The organism is Mycobacterium sp. IDUB_39, assembly GCF_055419205.1.
The window spans coordinates 43,755-64,144 of the sequence record NZ_JBVAXF010000013.1; the positions used below are offsets into that span (position 1 = coordinate 43,755).

The following is a 20,390-nucleotide window of genomic DNA, read 5'->3' on the forward strand; positions in this document are numbered from 1 at the left end:
GGTTGAGGATAGGCGGTCAGCCTGCGGTCACCGTCGTGAGACAGAACGGGTGCCCGGCGGGGTCGAGCAGCACCCGCCACATGGTTGGTCCGGCCTGGTGGTCGGCGAGTCGGGCACCCAGCGCGGCAGCCCGTTGCACCGCGTCATCGAGGTCGGTGACCGAGATGTCCAGGTGCATCTGCTGGCGCTGGGGCGGGCCTGGCCAGGTCGGTGGCACGTGATCTTCCACACGCATCATCGCCAGGATCTGGGTGCCGTCGGTGATGGCGATGACGCTGCCATCCGGTGTCTCCACGAGCCTTTGCATGCCCAGCAGCGCGCCGTAGAAGTCCGCGAGTTCGGCCGGATCGGCACAGTCGATGGAGGTCGCCGCCAGTCGTCCCACCGGTTCGGTCGGGACTTCGCCCGTCGGAGTCGTCACGCACTCCACCTTGGCACGACGCTGCGACAGTCGTCGCGCGGTGGCCGTCGGCGTTGGCCCTGCGCAGGACGTCGGATTCACCCTGTCCGGCAATTTCGGCTTTCATGGACACGGTGAGCCGACGACATCTGGGACGCAGCTGTCCGCCGGCTGCGACGATTCTGGTCCTCGTCGGAGTCCTCGTGAGTGCGGGCTGCGGCACCCCGGTCGATGGGCCGGCGGGGTCACTGGGCACCACCACCCCGGCCCTGACGCCGGGCACCAGCACGACGCAGCCGTCGAGCAGCTCGGCGCCGACGGGACCCCTGCTGGCCTATCGCACGGCGGGCGAGATCGGGATAGTCGACGGGACCAGCGTCATGGCCTCGGCGCCCGGCAACTTCGCGTCGCTCAACGATCCCCTCACCACCGAGGACGGGCGGTTCGTCTTCGCGCACGCCGCCGACGGCGACGTCGTCACCATCGAGGTGGCCACGAAGAAGACCAGCGCGGTGCCCGTGCCACCCGGTGTGCGGATCGGCACAGGTGGCGGCAGCACCATCGTCTGGCTTGAGCAGCCGGGCCGGTTGATGCAGGTGGACCTCGCCGACACCGCCCCGGGCCCGACGCTGCTTCAGCAGATCGCCCTGCCCGCGGTGTCGATCACACCCGTGCCTGCGTCGAGGCTGCTGACCGCTCGTGGCGGCACGGCTGTGCTCGCAAGGGCGGAGTCCGGGTCCTCGGCCGACGGCGGTCCCGAGACGTTGTACGCGGTGCGCGCCACCGGTGAGCCGACCTCGCTCGGCGTCGTCGACGCCGACACCCCGGTGGCCGCTGCGACCCTCAGCCCTGACGGCAGCCGGTTGGCGTACGGACTGTTCCGGCCCACCAGCGACACGTGCGGGACGGCCGCCGTGGTGGTCACCAGCGCCGACGGCTCCCAACACACGTTCGACGTCGCCGCACCGGACGCGCAGACCGGCTCGCAGGTGATGCGCATGTGGTGGCAGCAGACGGGTCCGATGGAGCTGAGCCTGGCCACGTGGCGGTGCGATCCGAAGAGCTACTACTCCCCGCTGGTGTGGGAGTTCGGCGAGGACCACCTCAAGGAGGTGGACCCGCGGACGGTGGCGCTACAGGCCGCCGACATCATGCCGGGTCAGCGCGCGCTCATCATCCCGCAGGGCGGCGAGACACCGGAGGAGGCGGGAACGCTGGTCGTGGAGGACAGCGGGCGACGCGTCCCCGTCAAACCCGGCGTCGACACGATCGACGTCATCCCCGCCGCCGCGCCGTCGTAACGGACCGCGATCAGGGCGAGGCGAGCCGACCCGCCGAGCCCCGGCTGCGCTGGTAGAGGACAGTCACCGCCGCGACGACCTCGACGACGGCGATCATCGTCGCCACCGCCATCGGGGCCGGCATGCCCGCGGTGCTCGCCGGGACCTCACCGCCGTGACGGTGTCCTGCCGTCGGCATGTGAAGGGCAACCATGGCGATGTTCATGGTGGCGACCAGCACCCAGGCGCGGGAGGTCCCGCTGATCCAGAGGTCGCGGGCGCAGTACAGGCACACCGCGGCCATCCCCAGCATCACCACGACGGCCGCGGAGCCGGTCGCGTGACCCACTGCGACGCCATGCAGCACCGCCGAGCACGCCGCCAGCGCCGCGCACGTGCGGCGTCCGAGCACACTCAGCGCAGCGGTCATGAGCCGACGGCTCGAGACGTGGCGTCAGTCGGTGCATCCATGGTCGTCCTCCGTGTCCATTGTCGGCGAACCGGCGCGGGTCTGCTCTGTGTAGACCGCGAATGGACACAGAAGTCATCGTGGATGAACTGAGAATGAGGTCGTTAACCGCGTCCGCGGGCGCCGTACTCGTTGATGGGCTCAGTGCGCGGGCGGCACGCCAAGGGCGAGCAGGGCGGTGTCGTCGTCCACGCCGGCGTCGATGTCGGCCAGCAGTCGGCTGAAGGCTCCGACAATCTCCCCGGCCGTGGCCGGGGAGCGCTCACGTGCGAAGCGCAACAGCCCGCCGTCATCATCGAAGCGCTCCTTGTCGCCGCTGGTCCGCGCCTCGGTCAGGCCATCGGTGTAGAGGAGCAGCGTGTCACCGGGACCCAGGTGGATCGCAACGGAGGCGAACTGCGGGTTGCGAAACATTCCAACCGCCTGCCCGCCCGGCGTGGGCACGTACCGCGCCTCGCCGTCGGCGCCCAGTAGCAGAGCGGAGGGGTGCCCGCCGCTGGCCATCTCGATCTCGAAACCCGCACAGTCCCTTGGACACTCGCAAGCGCCGCACTTGGTGATCACACCGAACAACACGGTGCAGAACCGCCTTGGATCGTAACCGCCGGACTCGTGGGCCAGCATCGTGTCCAAACTGTGCAGTACTGCCTCGGGGTGGTCGTCGTTGACCGCTGAGGCGCGCAGCGTGTACCTCGTCAGCGACGTGAGCGCGGCTGCCTCGGCGTCCTTTCCGCAGACGTCGCCGAGGAAGAAGGCCGACCGGCTCCGCGTGAGGGGAAACAAATCGTAGAAGTCTCCACCGACCTCCGAAGCGGATGCAGCGTGGTAGTACGCCGCCGCCTGCAGGCCGGGCGGTGGCGACAGCGACGGAGGCAGCAGCGAGCGCCGCAGTGTGGTGGCGAGGACCTCGGCGCGCTCCTGGGCGACCTCGGCGCGACGGCGTTCGACGAGCAGCTCGCGTTCATAGGACCGTCTGTCGCTGGCGTCCTGAACGGTCACCCGGATGAGGTCGGGCCGCCCCGTCGCGTCGTATCCGATATTTGCACTGACGAACGCGGGTAACCGGCTGCCGTCGGCAGCCACCAGGTCCACCGTGATGCCATTGAGCTTGCCAACCATCTGAAGCACCGGCGCGAGGTGCGTCTCGAAGTACATCCGCCCGCCGACGGTCAGGAAGTCGGAGAACGGGCGGCCGACCAGGTCCACCGGTGCGCGTCCCAACCAGGTTGCGAGGGTGTGGTTGGCGGCGGTGATCGTGCCGTCGAGTGACATCGCGAGGATGCCGCAGGGCGCGTAGTGATACAGGTCGTGCTCGGACATCAACGCGTTCCGATGAACTCGATGATCGCATCGGCCGTGTCTGCGGGTGCGCTCACGTGCGGGCAGTGCCCCCACGCGTCGAGCGTGACCAGCACGCTGCCCTCGATCTGCCGATGCACGTAGGAACCGACCTCGCGTGGCGCCAACGTGTCGTGTGCACACTCGATGATGAGCGTCGGCACCGCGACCCGATTCAGGTCGTCGCGGTTGTCGGAGAGGAACGTCGTCCGCGCGAACACTCGGGCCATGGCGGGGTCCGTTCGGCAGAAGGTGTCCGCCAGCTCATCGCCGAGTTCGGGTCGATCCGGGGTGCCCATGATGGTGGGGGCCATGGTCCGAGACCAGCCGAGGTAGTTGCTATCCAGCGCGGCCAGCAACTCGTCGACGTCGGCCCGGGAGAACCCTCCGACGTATCCGTCGTCGTTGAGATAGGACGGGGACGGTGTCAGCAGAACGAGCTTGGCGAAGGGCGCCGGATCGGCGGCGACGGCCAGTACTCCCATCATCGCCGCCACCGAGTGCCCGACGAACACGACGTCGTGCAGGTCCAGGTCGTGCAGGATCTCGAGGATATCGTCGGTGTACCCCTGCAGCGTCGAATACCTTTGCTCATCCCACGCGCCCGGATCCGCTGCACCACAACCGACGTGGTCGAACAGGACCACTCGAAAGTGTGGTGCGAGACGGTCGGTCACGCGGCGCCAGAGGTTCTGGTCACAGCCAAAACCGTGAGCGAGTACCACTGTCTGGCCGGCCGGGTTCCCCACCACGTGCACGTTGTTGCGTGTGCGCACATTCACCGTCCACCCCCTGCACTCGGCACCACCGGGCAGTCGCTACTCCTGCTGCTCAGGCTGGCGATGCTCTGCCAACGATGCCAGGCGCCTCGTGCACTCACGATTGCGGGGGGCCGCGGCGGCAAGCGCGAGCCGCTTGGGCAGCCAGCCGAGCGGCGCGCCGACGGGCACCTCCGCCATCTCGATGCGGCATCCATCCTCGATGTCGGACAACCGCAGGGTGATCCGTGCCTTTCCGAACGGTCTGCCCTTGGCCAACAGCACCAAGCGCTCGAGCGGTACGGACTCCTCGACGACGGTCATATCGTCCAGCAGGACGGGCCACGCTCCAAGGGAGTGCTCGATGGTGGCACCCGACGTCGGCCAGTCGGAGTCGACTGCACGCATCCGGCTGTTACCCACCACCCACTGCGAATAGGTCCAACCGTCGGCCAGCACGTCCCACACGCGCTGCCGTGTGGCCGCGATGTCCCGCTTCACCGTCAATGAACTATCTGCATCGTCGGAATCGGACATCGGATAACACCTCTCACCGCCGCAGCGGGCTCGGCCACCGAGTGATCGATAGTCGGCCCGCTGCCGTGTCACCTACCCGGAGGTGCTGGCGACGAAACCCGGCGGTGCGGTCAGTGGGCGGTGAGCAAGACGTACTGCGCGGCCACCTGTTGGTGGGCATCCTTCAACTGCTCGGCCTGAACCTCGATGGCGTACCGATCACCCGAGGCGACGCAATAGAAGCCCTTCGGGAACTGCAGGCAGCGACTGCCGGGGAGTGCCGGTACGGGGTCAGCCGCGCTCACACCGTCGACCGAGACCTCCTTGCCGAACGAGTTGGCGACCAGGCTCGCCGACGGCGCATCCTTGGCCTCATAGACGTTCGCCTCTCCCATCGCGACGACGGTGACTCCGGCGTCGTCGAACAGCGTGGCCGAGCCGACCGGATTGCTCTGGAAGTGCACGGCCCCGCGGGGGCTGTAGGCGGCGTTCTTGCTTGCCGGGGCGGTACCCGCCTCGGCGGGAATCGTCCGGACCAGCAACCCGGTGGGATCCAGCGCGACATCCGCGAGCGCTTCGATGGGGGTCGGGGTGAACTGGTCGATCAGCGGCCCCTGCAGGTCGATCGCCTTGGCCACCATGCCCGCGGCGGGGTCGAGTCCGTCGATCGACTGGGCCATCTGCATGAGCACGAACGGCCCGCGCGGTGTGAATGATCGAACGGCCGCCCACGGCCGTTCCGAGCCGTGCGGTGTGAACGGATAGGTGGATGCGACAGCGTCGGCATGACCGGGGATCGCGGTGCTCGTCGGGGTGGCACCCTGGATCGACTGCTGCGCGGCGGCCTGACTCATCTCGCCCGCGGCTGCGGTGGCGGCGGCCGGGTCCGGGAACCGCAGCACCCCGTTGACCAGGATGCTCTTGTCGGGGGCCTGCCGAGCCGACACGAACCCGCCGACCATGCCACGTTGCTCGGCGGCCACCGCGACGGTCGCCGGTCCGATCTGCTCAAGCGCCGCCGGTGCGGTGATGAGGTACGTGCTCGACAGGTACGGGTGGACCATGTCGGGGTCGACGTCCCACGGGCCCACGACGAAGTCGGCCATGTGCTGGGCCTCGGCGACGATCCCGGCCGGGGCGTTGCCCGCGACGCCCAGTGCAGGCCGGGGCGTGGTCGGATAACCGCCCACGTCGAGCTTGTCGGGGCTGACGATCGGCGCGGGTGCCGGTGCGGGCTGCTGCTCAGGTGTCGGGGTTGCCTGCTCGGTCGGGCCGCCGCATGCGGCGATCATCAGCGCTCCGGCCAGGGCTGCACCGATTCTCGTGGCGCGCCGCATCGTGGTGCTCTCTCGTCGGTTCATCGTCGGTAAACCTATCGGGACGGCCCAGATGTGTTGGCCGTTCACGCCAGGGCATTCGGGTGTCGTCCGTACCCTGGGTCATGTGAGCCTTGCACCGGGTGCCTCCATCGCACTTGACGACTTCTTCGCGCGCGAGTTGCCGGAGATGTCGATCCGATGGCAGGCCGCGACGGCCGACAATCCGCGACTGCTCGTCCTCAACGATGTGCTCGCCGACGATCTCGGCCTCGATCCCGCGTGGCTGCGCAGCGCGGATGGGCTGCGATTCCTGCTCGGCAACTCCGTGCCCGACGGTGCCACGCCGGTGGCCCAGGCATATGCGGGCCACCAGTTCGGCGGTTTCGTCCCGCGTCTCGGCGACGGGCGCGCGTTACTCCTCGGCGAGTTCAGGACTGACGACGGTCTTCGTGATCTCGCACTGAAGGGCTCGGGCGCCACCCCGTTCTCACGCGGCGGCGACGGCCTCGCCGCGGTCGGACCGATGCTGCGGGAGTACGTGATCAGCGAGGCGATGCACGCGCTGGGAATCCCGACCACGCGGTCGCTGGCCGTCGTCGCGACGGGCGGTCAGGTGTACCGCGACACCGCGCTTCCCGGAGCGGTCCTCGCCCGGGTCGCCGCCAGCCACCTGCGAGTGGGCAGCTTTCAGTACGCGGCCAACCACGGTGACCGCGATGTGCTGCGACGATTGGCCGATCACGCCATCGCCCGGCATCACCCGGCCGCCGCTAACGCCCCGAATCGCTATGTCGCACTGTTCGACTCGGTGGTCTCGGCGCAGGCGGAACTCATCGCCAGGTGGATGCTCGTTGGCTTCGTGCACGGCGTGATGAACACCGACAACATGACGATCTCGGGTGAGACCATCGACTATGGACCGTGCGCGTTCATGGAGGACTTCGACCCGGTGACGGTCTTCAGCTCCATCGACTACGCCGGCCGCTACGCCTACGGCAACCAGCCCGCCATCGCGGCGTGGAATCTCGCCCGGTTCGCCGAGACGCTGCTACCGCTGATCGACGACGACGCGGATCGTGCGATCAAGGTCGCCACGGCCTCCCTCGGTGCGTTCGGCCCGCAGTACGAGCGGGCGTGGTCGGCCGGGATGCGCGCCAAGCTCGGTCTGCGGCCCGACGTCGACGACGAGGTCTTCACCGCGCTCAACCGCGATCTGCTCGACCTGCTCTCCCAGAGCCCCGTCGACTACACGACGTTCTTCCGGTCGCTGAGTGCGGCGGTCCGAGGCGACACCGAACCGGCCCGGGGTCTGTTCATCGACTTGGCGGGAATCGATGCGTGGCTGGCGCGCTGGGCTCCCCTTGCCACCGATGCCGATGCGATGGACCGAGTGAACCCGCTGTACATCCCGCGCAATCACCTCGTTGAGGAGGCCCTCGCCGCGGCCACCGCCGACGACCTGGCGCCGCTTCAGTATCTGCTGGAGGCGGTCAGCGCCCCGTACGACGAGCGCCCCGGACTGGAGCGCTTCGCCCAGCCGGCCCCGCCGGACTTCGGCGACTACCAAACCTTCTGCGGCACCTAGCTTTCCCCGCGCCACTTTCCCTGCCGAGATCGCCGTCTTCTGCACCGAAGTCTGTGTCCGTAGTCTCGGGGTCGTGCTCGATCAGGCGAAACAGTTCATCGCATTGGCGTTCCTGCTACTGATCGCGGTCGCGGTCGGCATGGATCAACAAGCCCGAGGGCAGGAGGGGTCAACCGCTCCCGCCGGGGACTTCAGCGCCGAGCGGGCGTTCCGGATTGTGCAGGACATAGCGCGCGAACCGCACCCGATGGGCACACCCGCACACGCCCGTGTTCGCGAGCGCCTCGTCAACGAACTCAGAGACATCGGGTTGGAGCCCGAAGTTCACGAAGGGGTCGGACGGTGGCCCGAAGGCATCGACCGCGACACGCTCTCCGTCGGCCACGTCTCCAACATCATTGCGCGGGTGCCGGGTTCAGATCCTTCTGGCACGATCTACCTTGCGGCGCATTACGACTCGGTTCCCTCCGGGCCCGGCGCCAACGATGACAGTGTCGGAGTCGCGGCGGTACTGGAGACTGTGCGGGCGCTGCGCAGCCCGGGAATCACGCTGCGCAACGACGTGGTCGTGCTGCTCACCGACGGTGAGGAACCCGGCCTGCTCGGCGCCGAGGCCTTCGTGCACGCCCTGCCGCAGAGCACACAACCGGGGATAGTGATCAACCATGAGGCGCGCGGTGCTGGTGGTCCGCCGTTGCTCTGGCGGATCACCGCGCCGGACGGGGGTCTGATCGGAGCCGTCGAAGGCGCCGCGCCTCATCCGGCGGCGGACTCGTTGTCGACGGCGCTTGGCACCAGCCTGACGTCCAGCACCACGGACCTCGCAGCGTTCGACCCGGGTGGGCTGGCGGTGCTGGATTGGGCGTACGTCGGCGGCGGAGCCTACTACCACAACCGCTTGGACGACCCCGCCCATGTCAATCTGGCAACGGTGCAGCAGATGGGCGACAACACAATTGCGCTGACGCGGGAACTGGGACAGCGCGACCTGGCATCGCTCAGCGACGATCGCAATCGGTCGTACTTCCAGCTGCCCGCAGGTCTACTCCTCGTGTTCCCCTCCTGGGTGACAATCGCCCTCGCGGTTCTCGCGCTGGTCGGATTGGCCGTTGTCGTTGAGTTGGCGCGACGTGCGGGCGAGGCCACGCTCACACGCGTGCTGGCGGCTGCCGTGACCGCGCTGGCCGCGACGGCCATCGCCGTGGCGACGACCTTCGGCCTTTGGTGGTTACTGACGACAATCCGTCCCGGTTATACCCAGCTGGCCGATCCGTACCGCCCATGGCCGTACTACGGGGCCATGGTGCTGCTCGCCGTGGCCGTGCTGCTGACGTGGTACGTGTTGTCGCGCAGATGGTTCGGCTCCAGGCCGACTGCGCTGGGAATGCTGTGTTGCGTTGTGGTCTCTGGCGCGCTGCTGTCCTTCACCGTGCCCACCGCCGGCCACGTGTTGGTGATCCCCGCTGTGGCAGCCCTCGCAGGTTGGCTGATCACGTACACAGCGGGTCGAGGGCACCTGGTGGCGATGACTGTCGCACTGGTCCCGGCAGCAATCTTCCTCAGCGGAAGCGTCTGGCCGAGCATTCAGTTAGGCGTTGGCACAGCACCATTCGGGGTCGTTCCTGCCGTGGTGCTGCTCACCGGGCTGATGCTGCCTCTACTCGAGGTCGGGCCGCCGGGAGCCCCGCGCTCGCGGCGTTACGCCTGCTTACTGCCCGCGGTGCCGCTGGCGCTCGTGCTCGTATTGGCGGCGACAGGGCTCGCGGTGGATCGTTTCGATGAATCACATCCGATGCCGTCCGAGCTGAAGTACGCACTCGACGCCGACAACGCCTCCGCACAGTGGATATCGCGGACACCACCGGATCGATGGAGTGGTGGTTTCGTTTCCGACGCGTCCCCCGAGGGACCGTTTGGCGAACTGTGGACTGAGACGTCCCACAGCGGACCCGCCTCTGCCGCAGACCTTCCGGCACCAGCGGTCGACATCACGTCAGACACCGTCAAGTCCGACGCTCGACGGCTGAGACTGCGGCTGCGGTCATTGCGCGGCGCGACCGCTATCGGAGTTCATTTCGAGGCTGCCGACATCCGTTCCCTGACCGTGGCTGGCCGAGATATCACACCGGTACCCTCGGACGGCTTCCGCTTCTACGCCCCGCCTCCAGAGGGTTTAGAGGTGGAGATCGTTGCACCCTCCGGTCCGCTGACGCTGCGCGTCAGCGACTACCTGTGGCTTCCCGATTCCGGACTGCCGGCCTTCGAACCACCACCCGCGGACATGTTTCTGATGCAAGACAGCGAAAGTGCGGTGTTCACGACACCCACCATCTAACCCTCCGACCACGCTGCGACCGGGAACTGCAGAAACACGCCAACGTCGTGGTCGACCGCATCAGCGATCGCCTCATGCAGCCCATCGACACGCGCTTGCCTGGAATCCACTCGGGACGCCGTCCACTTCGACCGCACCTCGACCACGATGTCGAGACCGCCGGTGTCCCATTCACCCCTTTTCCGGAAGCGGAGATCCACATCTCCAGGCCGCAAGGTCCCCGGAACGTACGGCTCCTCGGGACAATTGACAGCGACGCTCACCGCATGCGGCAGAAGCTCTTGCAGTCGCTCCAGTTCACCAGGCGTTACCGACGACGCGTAGGTGATCTCCACCAAAGGCACTCCTGGAGGATAGCCAGACCCGGCGACCCGACACCGGCGACCGGTGTGTACGTGGTATCCACTGTCGTGTGCCACAGTGTTTCGGTGAAGTACGTGCAGAATTGGCGGCTCCCCGTCGTGGACTGGTCATCGACGCGGGGAAGGATTCTGCTGGAGGCCTCGGTCCTCTTCGCGCAACGCGGCTACTTCGGTACCTCGACGCGTGACATCGCCGAGGCGGTACATATCAAGCAGCCGTCGCTGTTTCACCACTTCCAGGCCAAGCACGAGATCTTCCGGACCCTCATCGAACTTGATCTGGGCCCGTCGATCGCCCGGATGAACGAGCGATTGAGCGAGGACACGAGCTGGGCCGAGAAATTGCACCTGTCCATTGCGTACGACGTCCGCGAGATCCTGCAACAACCCTTCGATGCGCGAGGTCTGTACCAGGACGCTGTGCTCGCATTGGACGAGTTCGCAGCCGAGCGCGAGGGCATCGCGCTGTTCCACGGCCAGCTCGAGCAGGTGATCGAAGGCGGTCGCGAGGCACGAGAGTTCGTCGCAGTGGAGCCGAGCTTCGTGGTGCGGGCGATCAACGGCGTACTCTTCGAAACCCTGCGCGAACAGGGCGGACCTGCCGGTGAGATGCGTATCGACCGACCGCTTCAGGCTGCTTCGTTCCTACTGCGCTCCCTGCTTGAGGATCAGTCCCGCCTTGCGGGCATCCGCGAAGCCACGTCCGCTCGGCTGAATGAACCTCGAACGAGCCCATAGGCATCCGACAACTCCCTATCGTTCGATAGACTGCGCCGATGTGTCCAGTCCAAGCTGCCCCCGCCGTGCGAGGTAGCGCCTTCGTACGACGACATCTGCATCTATGGCTGATGATGACGCTGACAGTGGTCACCGGAGCCCTCGACGCGGTCGGCTACCTCGGCCTGGATCGCGTCTTCACCGGAAACATGACAGGCAACGTCGTCATCCTCGGAATGGGCATCGCCGCGGAGGACGGCCTGCCCGTCGCCGGGCCTCTGATCGCCCTGTTCGGCTATGTGATTGGTGCCGCCGCGGCGGGCAGGATGCTGCGTGGCCGTCGCAGCGGCTGGAACACGGTGATCACGGCCACGATCCTGCTCAATGCCGTCGTGCTCGCCTCCGTGGCGACGGTCCTGGTCTTCGTTCCGGATGCGGGCGCTACCGTCACCGGCGTCCTAGTCGCCGCAACCATCGCCGTCGTCATGGGCGCTCAGGCGTGTACCGCGCGTGTCCTCGCGGTGACCGATATGACCACCGTCGTCGTGACGTCCACGATCACGTCCTACGCGAGCGAGACACTCTTCCTCGGCGGATTCGCCGCGCTGCGGCATCGCCGACTGTGGGCCGTCGTCGCGATCTTCGCGGGTGCGTTGGCCGGCGGTTTGATGATGAAGATCCACATCAGTGTCCCGGTCTACCTGGCGGCGGCCGCCACGCTTGTGACTGCGCTTGTGGGACACCGCTATTGGAACGGCGCGGCCAAGACCGCCTAGGTCAGGCTCACCCGGTCGACGACAGCTGTTCGAGCACACCGGGCTGACGCCATGCCGGGCTGGGAATGCTGGCCTTCAGCCGCTGGGTGTAAGGGTCACGAGGGTCGCGCAGCACCAGGTCAGTGGCGCCGGCCTCGACCACTCTGCCGTGATGCAGCACCACGACGTCCTCTGTGAGCTGACGGACGACGGCCAGGTCATGCGATATCAACAGGTAGGCCGTGCCGAGTTCGGTGCGGAGGTCGGCCAGCAAGTTCAGGATCTGAGCCTGGATCGAGATGTCCAATGCCGCAACGGCTTCGTCGAGAATGATGATACGAGGCTCGACTGCAATCGCGCGGGCGATGGCAACTCGCTGGCACTGACCACCGGACAACTCGCGCGGGGTTCGTTCACGCTGTGCCGCGGACAACCCGACGAGGTCGCTGAGCTGCTCGATGCGGGCGCTACGGGTCATACCGTTACCCGGCGGATGGAGGCGCAGCACCTCGTCGAGGCATTCGCGCACGGTCGCACGCGGATCCAGCGAGCCGTAGGGATCCTGGAACACCATCTGCATCAGGCGGGCGCGATCGCGGCGTGCCCGCCGTGTCGTCGCCGGCTTGGTGACGTCACGTCCCAGCACACGGACCGTGCCCGTGGTCACGGACTCCAGGCCCATGATGATCCGGGCCAGAGTGGTCTTCCCCGAACCGGATTCGCCGACGATGCCCAGATCGCGTTCGGGGAGCATCCGAAACGACGCCCCGTCCACCGCGCGGGTCTCGACGCCCCGACGCGTGAATATGCGCGAGACGTCGGATACCTCGATGAGCGGGTCCGGTGTGCTCGCGTCAGTCATGGATCTCCTCCGCACCGGTTGAGAACGTCTCGCGGTCCTCGGCAGTGATGACCGGGAGGCGATGCGGACGTTCGTCGATTGATGGCCGCGATCTGAGAAGCGCGACGGTATAGGGATGTTGGGCACCGGTGTGCAGATCGCCCGCGGCGATCTGCTCGACGATCCGCCCGCGAAACATCACACAGACGCGATCGCACAGCGCACCGGCGAGTTCGAGGTCGTGCGTGATGAACATGAGGCCGAGCTCACGCTCTCGACACGCATGTCGCAGGATGGCCGCGACCTCGGCTTGGCGTGTCACGTCAAGCGCCGTCGTGGCCTCGTCGGCGAGCAGGAGCCCGGGGTTGGTCGACAACGCGGCCGCGATCACCGCCCGTTGCAGCATGCCGCCCGAGTACTGGTGCGGGTACTCGTCAAGCCGGCGCTCGGGATCGGGAATTCCGACCTCGGTGAAGAGTTCCACGGCACGCTGCCGGGCAGCGGATCGCGACATGCGGCGATTCACCCGCAGCGCCTCGGTCACGTATTCGCCGACCCGGGCCACCGGGTTGACGGCGGCTCGCGGATCCTGGAACACCATCCCGAGGTCGACGTCCCGGAACCGGCTGAGCTCGCGAGGCGTGAGTCGCAGCACGTCGTGGCCGTCGAACAGGATGTTGCCGGTCGTGGTCGCCCCCGAGGGGAGCAGTCTGGCGATCGCATTGGCGGTCGTGCTCTTGCCGGAGCCGGATTCGCCGATGAATCCGACGATCTCGCCGCGACCGATGGTGAAGGACACGTCATCGAGCGCGACGGTGCCGTCGGGCATCGTCACACTCAGCCGATCGACTTGCAGCAGAGCGCTCATCGTCGGTCACCACCGATGCTGGCACGGTCGGCGATGCGGTCACCCACGAGCGACACGCAGGTCACCACGATCACCAGGGCGATGCCGGCATAGAGGGATTCCTCCCAGTACCCCTGCAGCAGTCCGCGTTGCCCCTCGGACACCATCAGCCCCCAGTCCGATCCCGGCGGTTGCACACCAAGGCCCAGGTAGGACAGTGCCGCGAGGTCCACCAGCGCGTAGCCGAAGCAGATCGTGGCCTGCGCGAGCAGGGTCGGCGTCACGGCGGGTAGCAGGTGGCGCAGCGCCATTCGCCAACGGGATTGACCGATCGTCACCAACGCCGTCATGTAGGGCAGCGACATCTCCCCGATCGCCACGCTGCGCACGATCCGCCCCACAAACGGGATGTACGAAATGGCCAGGGCCATCACAGCGGTGGTGAATCCGGGTCCGAGAACCGCGACGGCGAGGATGGCCAGCAGTAGACCGGGGAACGCGAAACCGACGTCGAACAACCGGCTCAGCACGCGGTCGACCCACCCGCCGCACATGGCGGCTATGAGCGCGAGCGCCGTTCCCACCGAAGCCGAGATCAGCACGACGATGGTCGGTCCGAGCAGGCTCGACCGCGCGCCGTACAGCAGTCGGCTGGCGATGTCGCGGCCCGAACCGTCGGTGCCCAGAAGCGCGCCCGGCTCGGTCGGACGATAGGTGCGCGCGAAGTCGACGGCCGACGGATCGTGGGACGCGATCAGGGGTGCGAACAGGGCCAGGAGTACGACGACCGCGATGACCCCGGTGGCCACCATGCCGGCGACGCCAAATCCGTTGCGGTGCTTGTTGGCCGGGCGCCGGCGGCGCAGCGACTCCATCAAGATGGCAGTCATGACTTGATTCCGACCCTGCTGCGTACGCGGGGGTCTATGACGACCTGAAGTACATCGACGATGAGCACCACGATCACGACGACTGTGATCAGGAGCAGACAGACGGCTTGAACCACGGCGAAGTCCTTCTTGGCGACGGCCTCGGTGAGGAGTGAGCCGATGCCGTCGAGGGCGAAGGCGCGCTCCACCACAACCGATCCGACGATGAGGCTGGTCAGGGTGAGACCCACCACCGTGGCAACGGGAGTCAGTCCGTTTCGGAGGATGTGTTTGGTCACGATGGTGCGGGTCGGAAGTCCTCGCGCCGTCGCGGAGCGAACGTGGTCGCGGGCGGCCTCCTCCTTCAGCGCCGCCCGTGTCACTCGGATGACGTACGAGCAGGACGCCAGTGTGAGTGCCAGCACCGGGAGCGTCAGATGATGCAGACGGTCGACGAAGCCCTCACCCGACCCGAAGGTGGGGAACCAGCCGAGTTCGACGGCGAACACGAAGATCAGCACGGCGGCGGCGACGAACGAGGGCACCGCGACGCCGACAGATGTGAGTCCGAGGATGACGTCGCTGATCGAGCGGCGGGCCAGGGCCGCCACGATGCCGAGCCCGACGCCGACGATGACGATGACCACCAGTGAGTACGCAATCAGCGCCACCGTCGTCGTCATACGCGGCCCGAGAAGGTTCCACACGTCGTCGCGGTAGTTGATCGACTGGCCCAACTGTCCGGTCAGGATGTCACCAAGCCAGCTGATCCACCTGGTCAGGAACGGATCGTCGAGGTGGTACTGCTCGCGAAGCACCGCGATGGCCTCGGGTGACAGCGTGCGGTTTCCGATCAGGTACGCCAGCGGATCGCCTGGGGCGACATACAACGCGCCGAAGATGAGGAACGACGACAGCAGCAGCGTCAGCACTCCCTCGGCCAGGCGCGTTGCGATGAAGCGGGTCACGTCGAGTCCGAGGCGTCGAGCCCCTGGGCGCGCATCACGCGGCCCCGATCCTGGCCGCCCACGGGAAGTACAGGAACGCTATTGAGGCGGTCGCGCCGGTGATCCGGTCGCCCATGTACATCGGGATTCTCGGGTTGGCGACGTTGATGAGGCCGACGTTGTCGACAAGCGCGGACTCGGCGTCCAGGAGAAGTTTCGCCCGGGCGTCGTCATCGAGTGTCGTGAATGCGGCGGTGACGTTGTCCGTGACCCCTGGGGCCTTGAGTTGTCCGTAGTCATAGGCACTCTGGGGGGTGAACTCACTGAGCGAGACGATCGGGTCGGCGACTCCGGCGCCGTACTCGACGACGATGAAGGCGTCGTACTCGGCGCGTGCCGCCTTGTCGAAGTACAGGTTGGTGAATGACGTGACGGGCAGGGGAACCAGCTTGACGTCGAGGCCGATCTCTCGCGCGGCGTCGGCGAGCAGTTCGGCGGTCTTGGACTCCGCCTCCAACTCAGTGGGGTAGGCGACCGAGATCGACTGTCCGCCAAGGCTCTTATCCGCAACGAGCTTGCGCGCGCCGTCGAGGTCCCGTGCCGGGTCGGCGTACTTCGAGGCAGCGGCCTCCCACAGATTGCGGCTGTATCCCCACGCCCCCGGCTGAATCGGCGATGTGGAGGCCTGCGCGGTGCCGCGGTAGACACCGTTCACAATCGCCTCACGGTCGAAGGCCATGCTGAGTGCGCGCCGAACGTTCACATCCTGCATCGGCCCGGCCTTCTCGGTGGGCCGGATGGCGAGCCAGTCGGTGCTGGCGCCGAGGTAGAAGTTCCCCTTGCCCGACGTCCGAAGCGGTTCCATCGATGACAGCGGGGTTCGATAGGTTCCATCGATATCGCCCGAGAGCAGGCTGCTGGTGATCGTGGACTCGTCGGTGACGAACGTCAGCGTGACACGGTCGGCCAGGGCGCTGCGGTCCTGGTTCCAGTAGTCGGCGTTCTTCCGCATCGTGATGCTGCTGCCCGGCTTCCAGGTGTCCAGCGCGAACGGACCTGTGCACATGATCCCGCCGCGGGCGGTGCCGTACGCCGGCCCGGCGGCTTCCACGAACTGCCTGTTCCCGACGACGCCGGCGGCCGTGGCGAGGATGCGCTCGAAGAGGGCATCGGGCTGCTTGAGATGGACCGTGACCTGATCGGCGGCCGTCGCCTCGATCGACGTCACGTTGTCGAAGAACGGTTCCGCCCAGTAGGAACCGACCTTGGCGTCGAGATTCCTGGAGAGGCTGAACGCCACATCGTCAGCGGTGAGCGGTGCTCCGTTCCAGAACGTGACTCCCGGCCGGACGGTGAAGACCAGCGTTGTGTCGTTCGGCCGGTCCACCCGCTCCGCCAGGCCCGGCTTCAGGGTCATGTCCTCGTTCTGCACCATGAGGCTCTCGCACATGTTGGCCAGGGCCGTGTTCTCCGAATCGGCGTACGCGCGCGTCCAGTCGAGTGATGCCGGTTCACCGGTGGCGAGGTTCCACGTGAACGCGTCGATCGGGCCCTTCGCCGCGGGAGTCGTGAAGATCTCCTCCATCTGCCCCGCACCCCCCTGCGGGGCGCCCGCTGGTGGGCGGTCGGTCGAGCAACCGGCCAAGCCCGCGGCCACGGTGAGTGTGGCCGCCAATAGCGCGGTCCCTGACTTCTTCATCAGCATGTCGGCTCCCTGGGTCGTGCAGATCGGTTTTTGGTTTACTGCCAGATGTCGATGACGGGTGCGAGGTCACGGGGCCCGTGCTCTGTCACCACGATGTTGCGTTCGAAGGTCGCGCCCGTCCCGTCCCGGATGACGAAGCGCTCCAGCGCCAGCGTCATGCCGACCTCGATCGGACGCAGGTTGTCGTCACGGATCCACGGCGCCTCGAAGCCGAGCCCGATACCGTGACCGCCAGCTTTGAACTCGGCCGCGGCGAAGTCGTAGTTCTGTTGGCGCAGTAGGTCGTCGGCTGCTCGCGCCACATCGGCCACCGTGGCGCCTGGCACCGAGGCTGCGACGGCGGCGTTCACCGAGTCACGGGCGAGTTCGAATGCTCCGGCCTGGGCGTCCGTCGGGGCGCGGTCGATGACGCGGCTGCGGGCCAGGTCGTAGAAGTAGCCGCGGTAGGCCCCGCTGAAGTCGACGGTGAAGAGGTCACCGGCGGCGAGGCGCCGTTGTGTCCAGGTGGGGGCACCGACATGCTCGGTCCCGGACGCGTCGCCGAATGTCGTCACGAATGCGTTGGCAACGACGGCGTCCCGCCTGGTTGCCTCGGCGATCAGCGCCGCGGTGACCTCGGCCTCGCTGACCCCGGCGTGCAGGGTCTCCAGCGCGAACCGGAAGGATGCGTCGGCGATGGTCGCGGCGTGCTCCAACAGGGCGATCTCGGCGCTGGACTTGATGGAGCGCAAGTGCTCGACGAGGTCGTCGGCGACCAGGATCTCGCCGTCAACAACTGGGGCAGCCGCCTTTTCGAGGTGACCGAACTGCCGTGCCGTCATGGTGTCGGCGCCGCAGACCGCAATGCGTCGGCGTACGCCTGCGAGCACCTCGGCCACGAGATCCCCGAGTGTCTGTCCGCTGGAGTCAAGAAAGCGGTGATCGGTGACGGCATAGGGCGCGGCAGCTTCGTCGTCCGAGCACAGCACCGATTCGTCCTGCGTCACCACGAGTGCCGCGTACCCGCGGTCGGCCCAGGCGCCCGGAACGTCGCGAATGATCGGGAAGAAGGGGTAGTGACCGCATAGGTACTGCACATTGGCGAACCGCTCGACGGTGCCGCCGCCGCGCGCCCAGATGACGATCGCGTCGACGCCGGCGACGTCCAAGAGTTGGCGCAATCTCGCCAGCCGTTGGTGGTACTCGGCTTCCGCGATCGGGGGCGGGTTGGTCAGCGGATTGGTAGGGGTACTCACGCTCATCACTCCTCATCCGTTCGTGCCCCGGGCACCGGTCGGTCGAATCTATTCTGCCTCTTAGACATTGGCCGTCGCCCTAACTCGGGTCGTGCCGGGGGTAGTGAGCGATCACGGCGGCACCGTCTGAGCGCGGGTCAGACGCTGCCGTCATGACGCCGTCTTCATCGGCGAAGACGACGTTGGCCTGCCCGAGCACCTCGCTGCGAGGCGGCACCTCGTGGAAGAACAAGCCGCTGCGTGCAACCGACTCGCGTGCAGGCGCGGCGATATCGGACTCCAGGGAGACCGAGTCGAGAATGCAGCCGTCGCTTTGCAGGCCGACGATTCCACGCGGGGCCGCCACGGCATCTTGGGCGGTGGCTCCGGCCGTTGCACGGAGGAGGATCTGGCCGAGCACCTGGGGCTGGCCCTGCCCGCCCATCGTCGACAGCACGTGGCGCACTGACCCGCCGCGCAGCGTCATGGCCGGCATGAGCGTGTGGAGGGGCCGCTTCTCTGCCGCCAGCACGTTGGGTGAGTCGGTGTCGAGCGAGAAGCTGGTTCCGCGATTGTGGAACAGAATCCCGGTCTTGGGGTCGATCAATCCCGACCCGAAAGCGTGGTACACGCTCTGGATCAATGAGACCGCGAAGCCGTCGCTGTCGGCGGCGGCTATTCCGACGGTGTCGCCATGGGGTACGAGCGCGGGCTCTCCGGCGCCGGCGCCCACGGTTGCCATCGCCCGCAGATCCGAGTTGATGAGCGCATCGACGTCCACCTCGGCGTGACGGGGATCAGCCAGGTAGCGGTCACGAAGTGCGTTGCCCTGGTGGAAGAGTCGCATGAGGGTACCGAAATCCGCCCCCAGAGGGTCGGAGATACCGAGTTCCTCCACGGCACGCAGGACTCGCAGCAGGATGAAGCCATGCGTGTTCGGCGGGCTGGTGACGACGGTGAGGTCGCCGAACGCCGCCTCGATCGGCGCGACAGTCTCTGGTGTGAAGTCCGCGAAGTCGTCCATGGCCAGAAGCGAGCCCCGAGAGGCCAGATGGGCGAGGCTGTTGGTGGCGCTCTCACCGAGGTAGAACTCGTCGGGGCCGTGCTCGCGTAGGCGCCGGAACGTCGCCGCAAGTTCGGGCTGCCGCAACAGCTCGCCCGATCGAAGACTCGCCCCGCCCGGGCGGAACACGCGGTCGAAGTCCGGTGTGCCATGCAGATCCGCGTTCTCGGGGTGAGTCAGGTGGCTGGCCAGCGACGCCGAGACTGCCACCCCGCGCGAGGCGGCCTCCTCGGCCGCCTCCAGCGTGTCGGACCACGAGTATCGAGAACCGAAGGTGCGCAACGTCTCCCACCCACGAACACCGCCGGGAACTGTCACGACCTGTGCACCACGCGCGGGCAGACTCCTGCCGAAGGCCGTGCGCACGGCGGCGGTGTCGGTGCGCCTCGCCGCGGGACCCGACGCGTTGACGCACGTCACCCGACCATCGGGCGTGCGGACCAGCGCGATCACGTCACTGCCGAGAGCAACGTTGTGCGGATAGACCACGGTGAGCACCGCCGCGGCCGCAATCGCGGCATCGATCGCAGTGCCGCCGCCGCGGAACACGCGCAGGGCGGCTTCGGATGCGAGGGCGTGCGGAGCTGCGATGGCACCAGTGAAGGACGCCGTACCGGACGATGGAGACAAGGTCGACGCTACTCCTCTTGAGATCTTCAACGTGGCCGCCGCCGCAATAGCCTTGCCGGTTTTCGGGAAGGTGTCGGCGGTCACATTTTCAGCCTATCGAATGATAGGCCACCATCGGACCTTAGGGAAGGGCTCGCGCAACATCCGATCCCCGCCGCGGCATTACCGCAGGTAGACCTCACTGTGCACAGACGCAAACTCGCACCCAACCATCAGGTTGGGTGCGAGTTTGTGTGTGGTCGTGCTGGGAGTGGTTAGAGGGCTTTGAGTTCTTCGATGACCTCGGAGACTGATTTCTTGGCGTCCCCGAACAGCATTGAGGTGTGGTTGAGGAAGAACAGCGGGTTCTCGATGCCGGCGTAGCCCGAGGACATGGAGCGTTTGAGCACGATCACCGAACGCGACTCGTCGACGTTGAGGATCGGCATCCCATGAATCGG

20 protein-coding genes are annotated in these 20,390 nt (G+C 67.1%); 5 read left to right on the top strand and 15 right to left on the bottom strand.

Annotated elements, in window-relative coordinates; genetic code table 11:
* Positions 1–16: 16 nt before the first annotated feature.
* Complete coding sequence (locus ACZY0X_RS30090; protein WP_463775620.1) at positions 17–421, bottom strand: VOC family protein; 405 nt, start codon at positions 419–421, stop codon at positions 17–19.
* 113 nt (positions 422–534) lie between these two features.
* Here ACZY0X_RS30090 and ACZY0X_RS30095 point away from each other — a divergent pair, with 113 nt between their 5' ends.
* A complete protein-coding gene (locus ACZY0X_RS30095; RefSeq protein WP_463775622.1) occupies positions 535–1,701 on the top strand; it encodes a hypothetical protein in 1,167 nt (388 codons plus the stop codon).
* A 10-nt stretch (positions 1,702–1,711) separates the two neighbouring features.
* Here ACZY0X_RS30095 and ACZY0X_RS30100 read toward each other — a convergent pair whose 3' ends face one another.
* The 5 genes from ACZY0X_RS30100 to ACZY0X_RS30120 form a co-directional block, all read right to left on the bottom strand.
* On the bottom strand, positions 1,712–2,110 hold the full coding sequence (locus ACZY0X_RS30100; RefSeq protein WP_463775623.1) for a hypothetical protein: 399 nt from the start codon (positions 2,108–2,110) through the stop codon (positions 1,712–1,714).
* Between the two features lie 180 nt (positions 2,111–2,290).
* Positions 2,291–3,469 carry a SpoIIE family protein phosphatase gene (locus ACZY0X_RS30105; RefSeq protein WP_463775624.1) on the bottom strand — a complete coding sequence of 393 codons (1,179 nt, stop codon included), beginning with the start codon at positions 3,467–3,469 and terminating at the stop codon, positions 2,291–2,293.
* Positions 3,469–4,269: an alpha/beta fold hydrolase gene (locus ACZY0X_RS30110; RefSeq protein ID WP_463775626.1), complete on the bottom strand. Its 801-nt coding sequence runs from the start codon at positions 4,267–4,269 to the stop codon at positions 3,469–3,471. The genes ACZY0X_RS30105 and ACZY0X_RS30110 overlap by 1 nt, the downstream gene beginning before the upstream one ends.
* Before the next feature lie 36 nt (positions 4,270–4,305).
* The gene (locus ACZY0X_RS30115) at positions 4,306–4,782 is read right to left on the bottom strand and encodes an SRPBCC family protein (protein ID WP_463775627.1); all 477 of its coding nucleotides are present in this window, start codon (positions 4,780–4,782) and stop codon (positions 4,306–4,308) included.
* A gap of 110 nt (positions 4,783–4,892) precedes the next feature.
* Positions 4,893–6,122: a DUF7373 family lipoprotein gene (locus tag ACZY0X_RS30120; RefSeq protein ID WP_463775629.1), complete on the bottom strand. Its 1,230-nt coding sequence runs from the start codon at positions 6,120–6,122 to the stop codon at positions 4,893–4,895.
* An 82-nt stretch (positions 6,123–6,204) separates the two neighbouring features.
* On the opposite strand from ACZY0X_RS30120, the gene ACZY0X_RS30125 reads away from it, so the two are divergent.
* Complete coding sequence (locus ACZY0X_RS30125) at positions 6,205–7,665, top strand: protein adenylyltransferase SelO (protein ID WP_463775630.1); 1,461 nt, start codon at positions 6,205–6,207, stop codon at positions 7,663–7,665.
* A gap of 73 nt (positions 7,666–7,738) precedes the next feature.
* Entirely contained in the window at positions 7,739–10,000 is a 2,262-nt protein-coding gene (locus ACZY0X_RS30130; RefSeq protein WP_463775632.1) for a M20/M25/M40 family metallo-hydrolase, read from the top strand.
* On the opposite strand, the gene ACZY0X_RS30135 is transcribed toward ACZY0X_RS30130, so the two are convergent.
* Complete coding sequence (locus ACZY0X_RS30135) at positions 9,997–10,335, bottom strand: hypothetical protein (RefSeq protein ID WP_463775634.1); 339 nt, start codon at positions 10,333–10,335, stop codon at positions 9,997–9,999. The genes ACZY0X_RS30130 and ACZY0X_RS30135 overlap by 4 nt on opposite strands.
* Before the next feature lie 93 nt (positions 10,336–10,428).
* Between ACZY0X_RS30135 and ACZY0X_RS30140 the strand changes: the two genes are divergently transcribed.
* Both ACZY0X_RS30140 and ACZY0X_RS30145 read left to right on the top strand, forming a co-directional pair.
* Positions 10,429–11,100 (top strand): TetR/AcrR family transcriptional regulator, encoded by a 672-nt coding sequence (locus ACZY0X_RS30140; RefSeq protein ID WP_463775635.1) that lies wholly within the window; start codon positions 10,429–10,431, stop codon positions 11,098–11,100.
* Positions 11,101–11,138: 38 nt separating this feature from the next.
* Positions 11,139–11,855 (top strand): YoaK family protein, encoded by a 717-nt coding sequence (locus tag ACZY0X_RS30145; protein WP_463775637.1) that lies wholly within the window; start codon positions 11,139–11,141, stop codon positions 11,853–11,855.
* A 7-nt stretch (positions 11,856–11,862) separates the two neighbouring features.
* Here the strand turns inward: ACZY0X_RS30145 and ACZY0X_RS30150 are convergent, their stop codons facing one another.
* From ACZY0X_RS30150 to ACZY0X_RS30185, 8 genes are all read right to left on the bottom strand, one after another.
* Positions 11,863–12,696, bottom strand: coding sequence for an ABC transporter ATP-binding protein (locus ACZY0X_RS30150; RefSeq protein WP_463775639.1), 834 nt, complete (start codon positions 12,694–12,696; stop codon positions 11,863–11,865).
* The gene (locus ACZY0X_RS30155; protein ID WP_463775640.1) at positions 12,689–13,543 is read right to left on the bottom strand and encodes an ABC transporter ATP-binding protein; all 855 of its coding nucleotides are present in this window, start codon (positions 13,541–13,543) and stop codon (positions 12,689–12,691) included. Before ACZY0X_RS30155 ends, ACZY0X_RS30150 begins: the two co-directional genes overlap by 8 nt.
* Positions 13,540–14,412: an ABC transporter permease gene (locus ACZY0X_RS30160; protein ID WP_463775641.1), complete on the bottom strand. Its 873-nt coding sequence runs from the start codon at positions 14,410–14,412 to the stop codon at positions 13,540–13,542. The genes ACZY0X_RS30155 and ACZY0X_RS30160 overlap by 4 nt, the downstream gene beginning before the upstream one ends.
* Positions 14,409–15,359 (bottom strand): ABC transporter permease, encoded by a 951-nt coding sequence (locus ACZY0X_RS30165; protein ID WP_463775643.1) that lies wholly within the window; start codon positions 15,357–15,359, stop codon positions 14,409–14,411. The genes ACZY0X_RS30160 and ACZY0X_RS30165 overlap by 4 nt, the downstream gene beginning before the upstream one ends.
* Before the next feature lie 34 nt (positions 15,360–15,393).
* Entirely contained in the window at positions 15,394–17,043 is a 1,650-nt protein-coding gene (locus tag ACZY0X_RS30170; RefSeq protein WP_463775644.1) for an ABC transporter substrate-binding protein, read from the bottom strand.
* 35 nt (positions 17,044–17,078) lie between these two features.
* The gene (locus ACZY0X_RS30175) at positions 17,079–18,278 is read right to left on the bottom strand and encodes a M24 family metallopeptidase (protein WP_463775646.1); all 1,200 of its coding nucleotides are present in this window, start codon (positions 18,276–18,278) and stop codon (positions 17,079–17,081) included.
* A gap of 79 nt (positions 18,279–18,357) precedes the next feature.
* Positions 18,358–19,950: a gamma-glutamyltransferase family protein gene (locus ACZY0X_RS30180; protein WP_463775647.1), complete on the bottom strand. Its 1,593-nt coding sequence runs from the start codon at positions 19,948–19,950 to the stop codon at positions 18,358–18,360.
* Between the two features lie 254 nt (positions 19,951–20,204).
* Positions 20,205–20,390 (bottom strand): NAD(P)(+) transhydrogenase (Re/Si-specific) subunit beta (locus ACZY0X_RS30185; protein WP_463775649.1); only part of this gene is annotated, 186 nt, incomplete at its 5' end.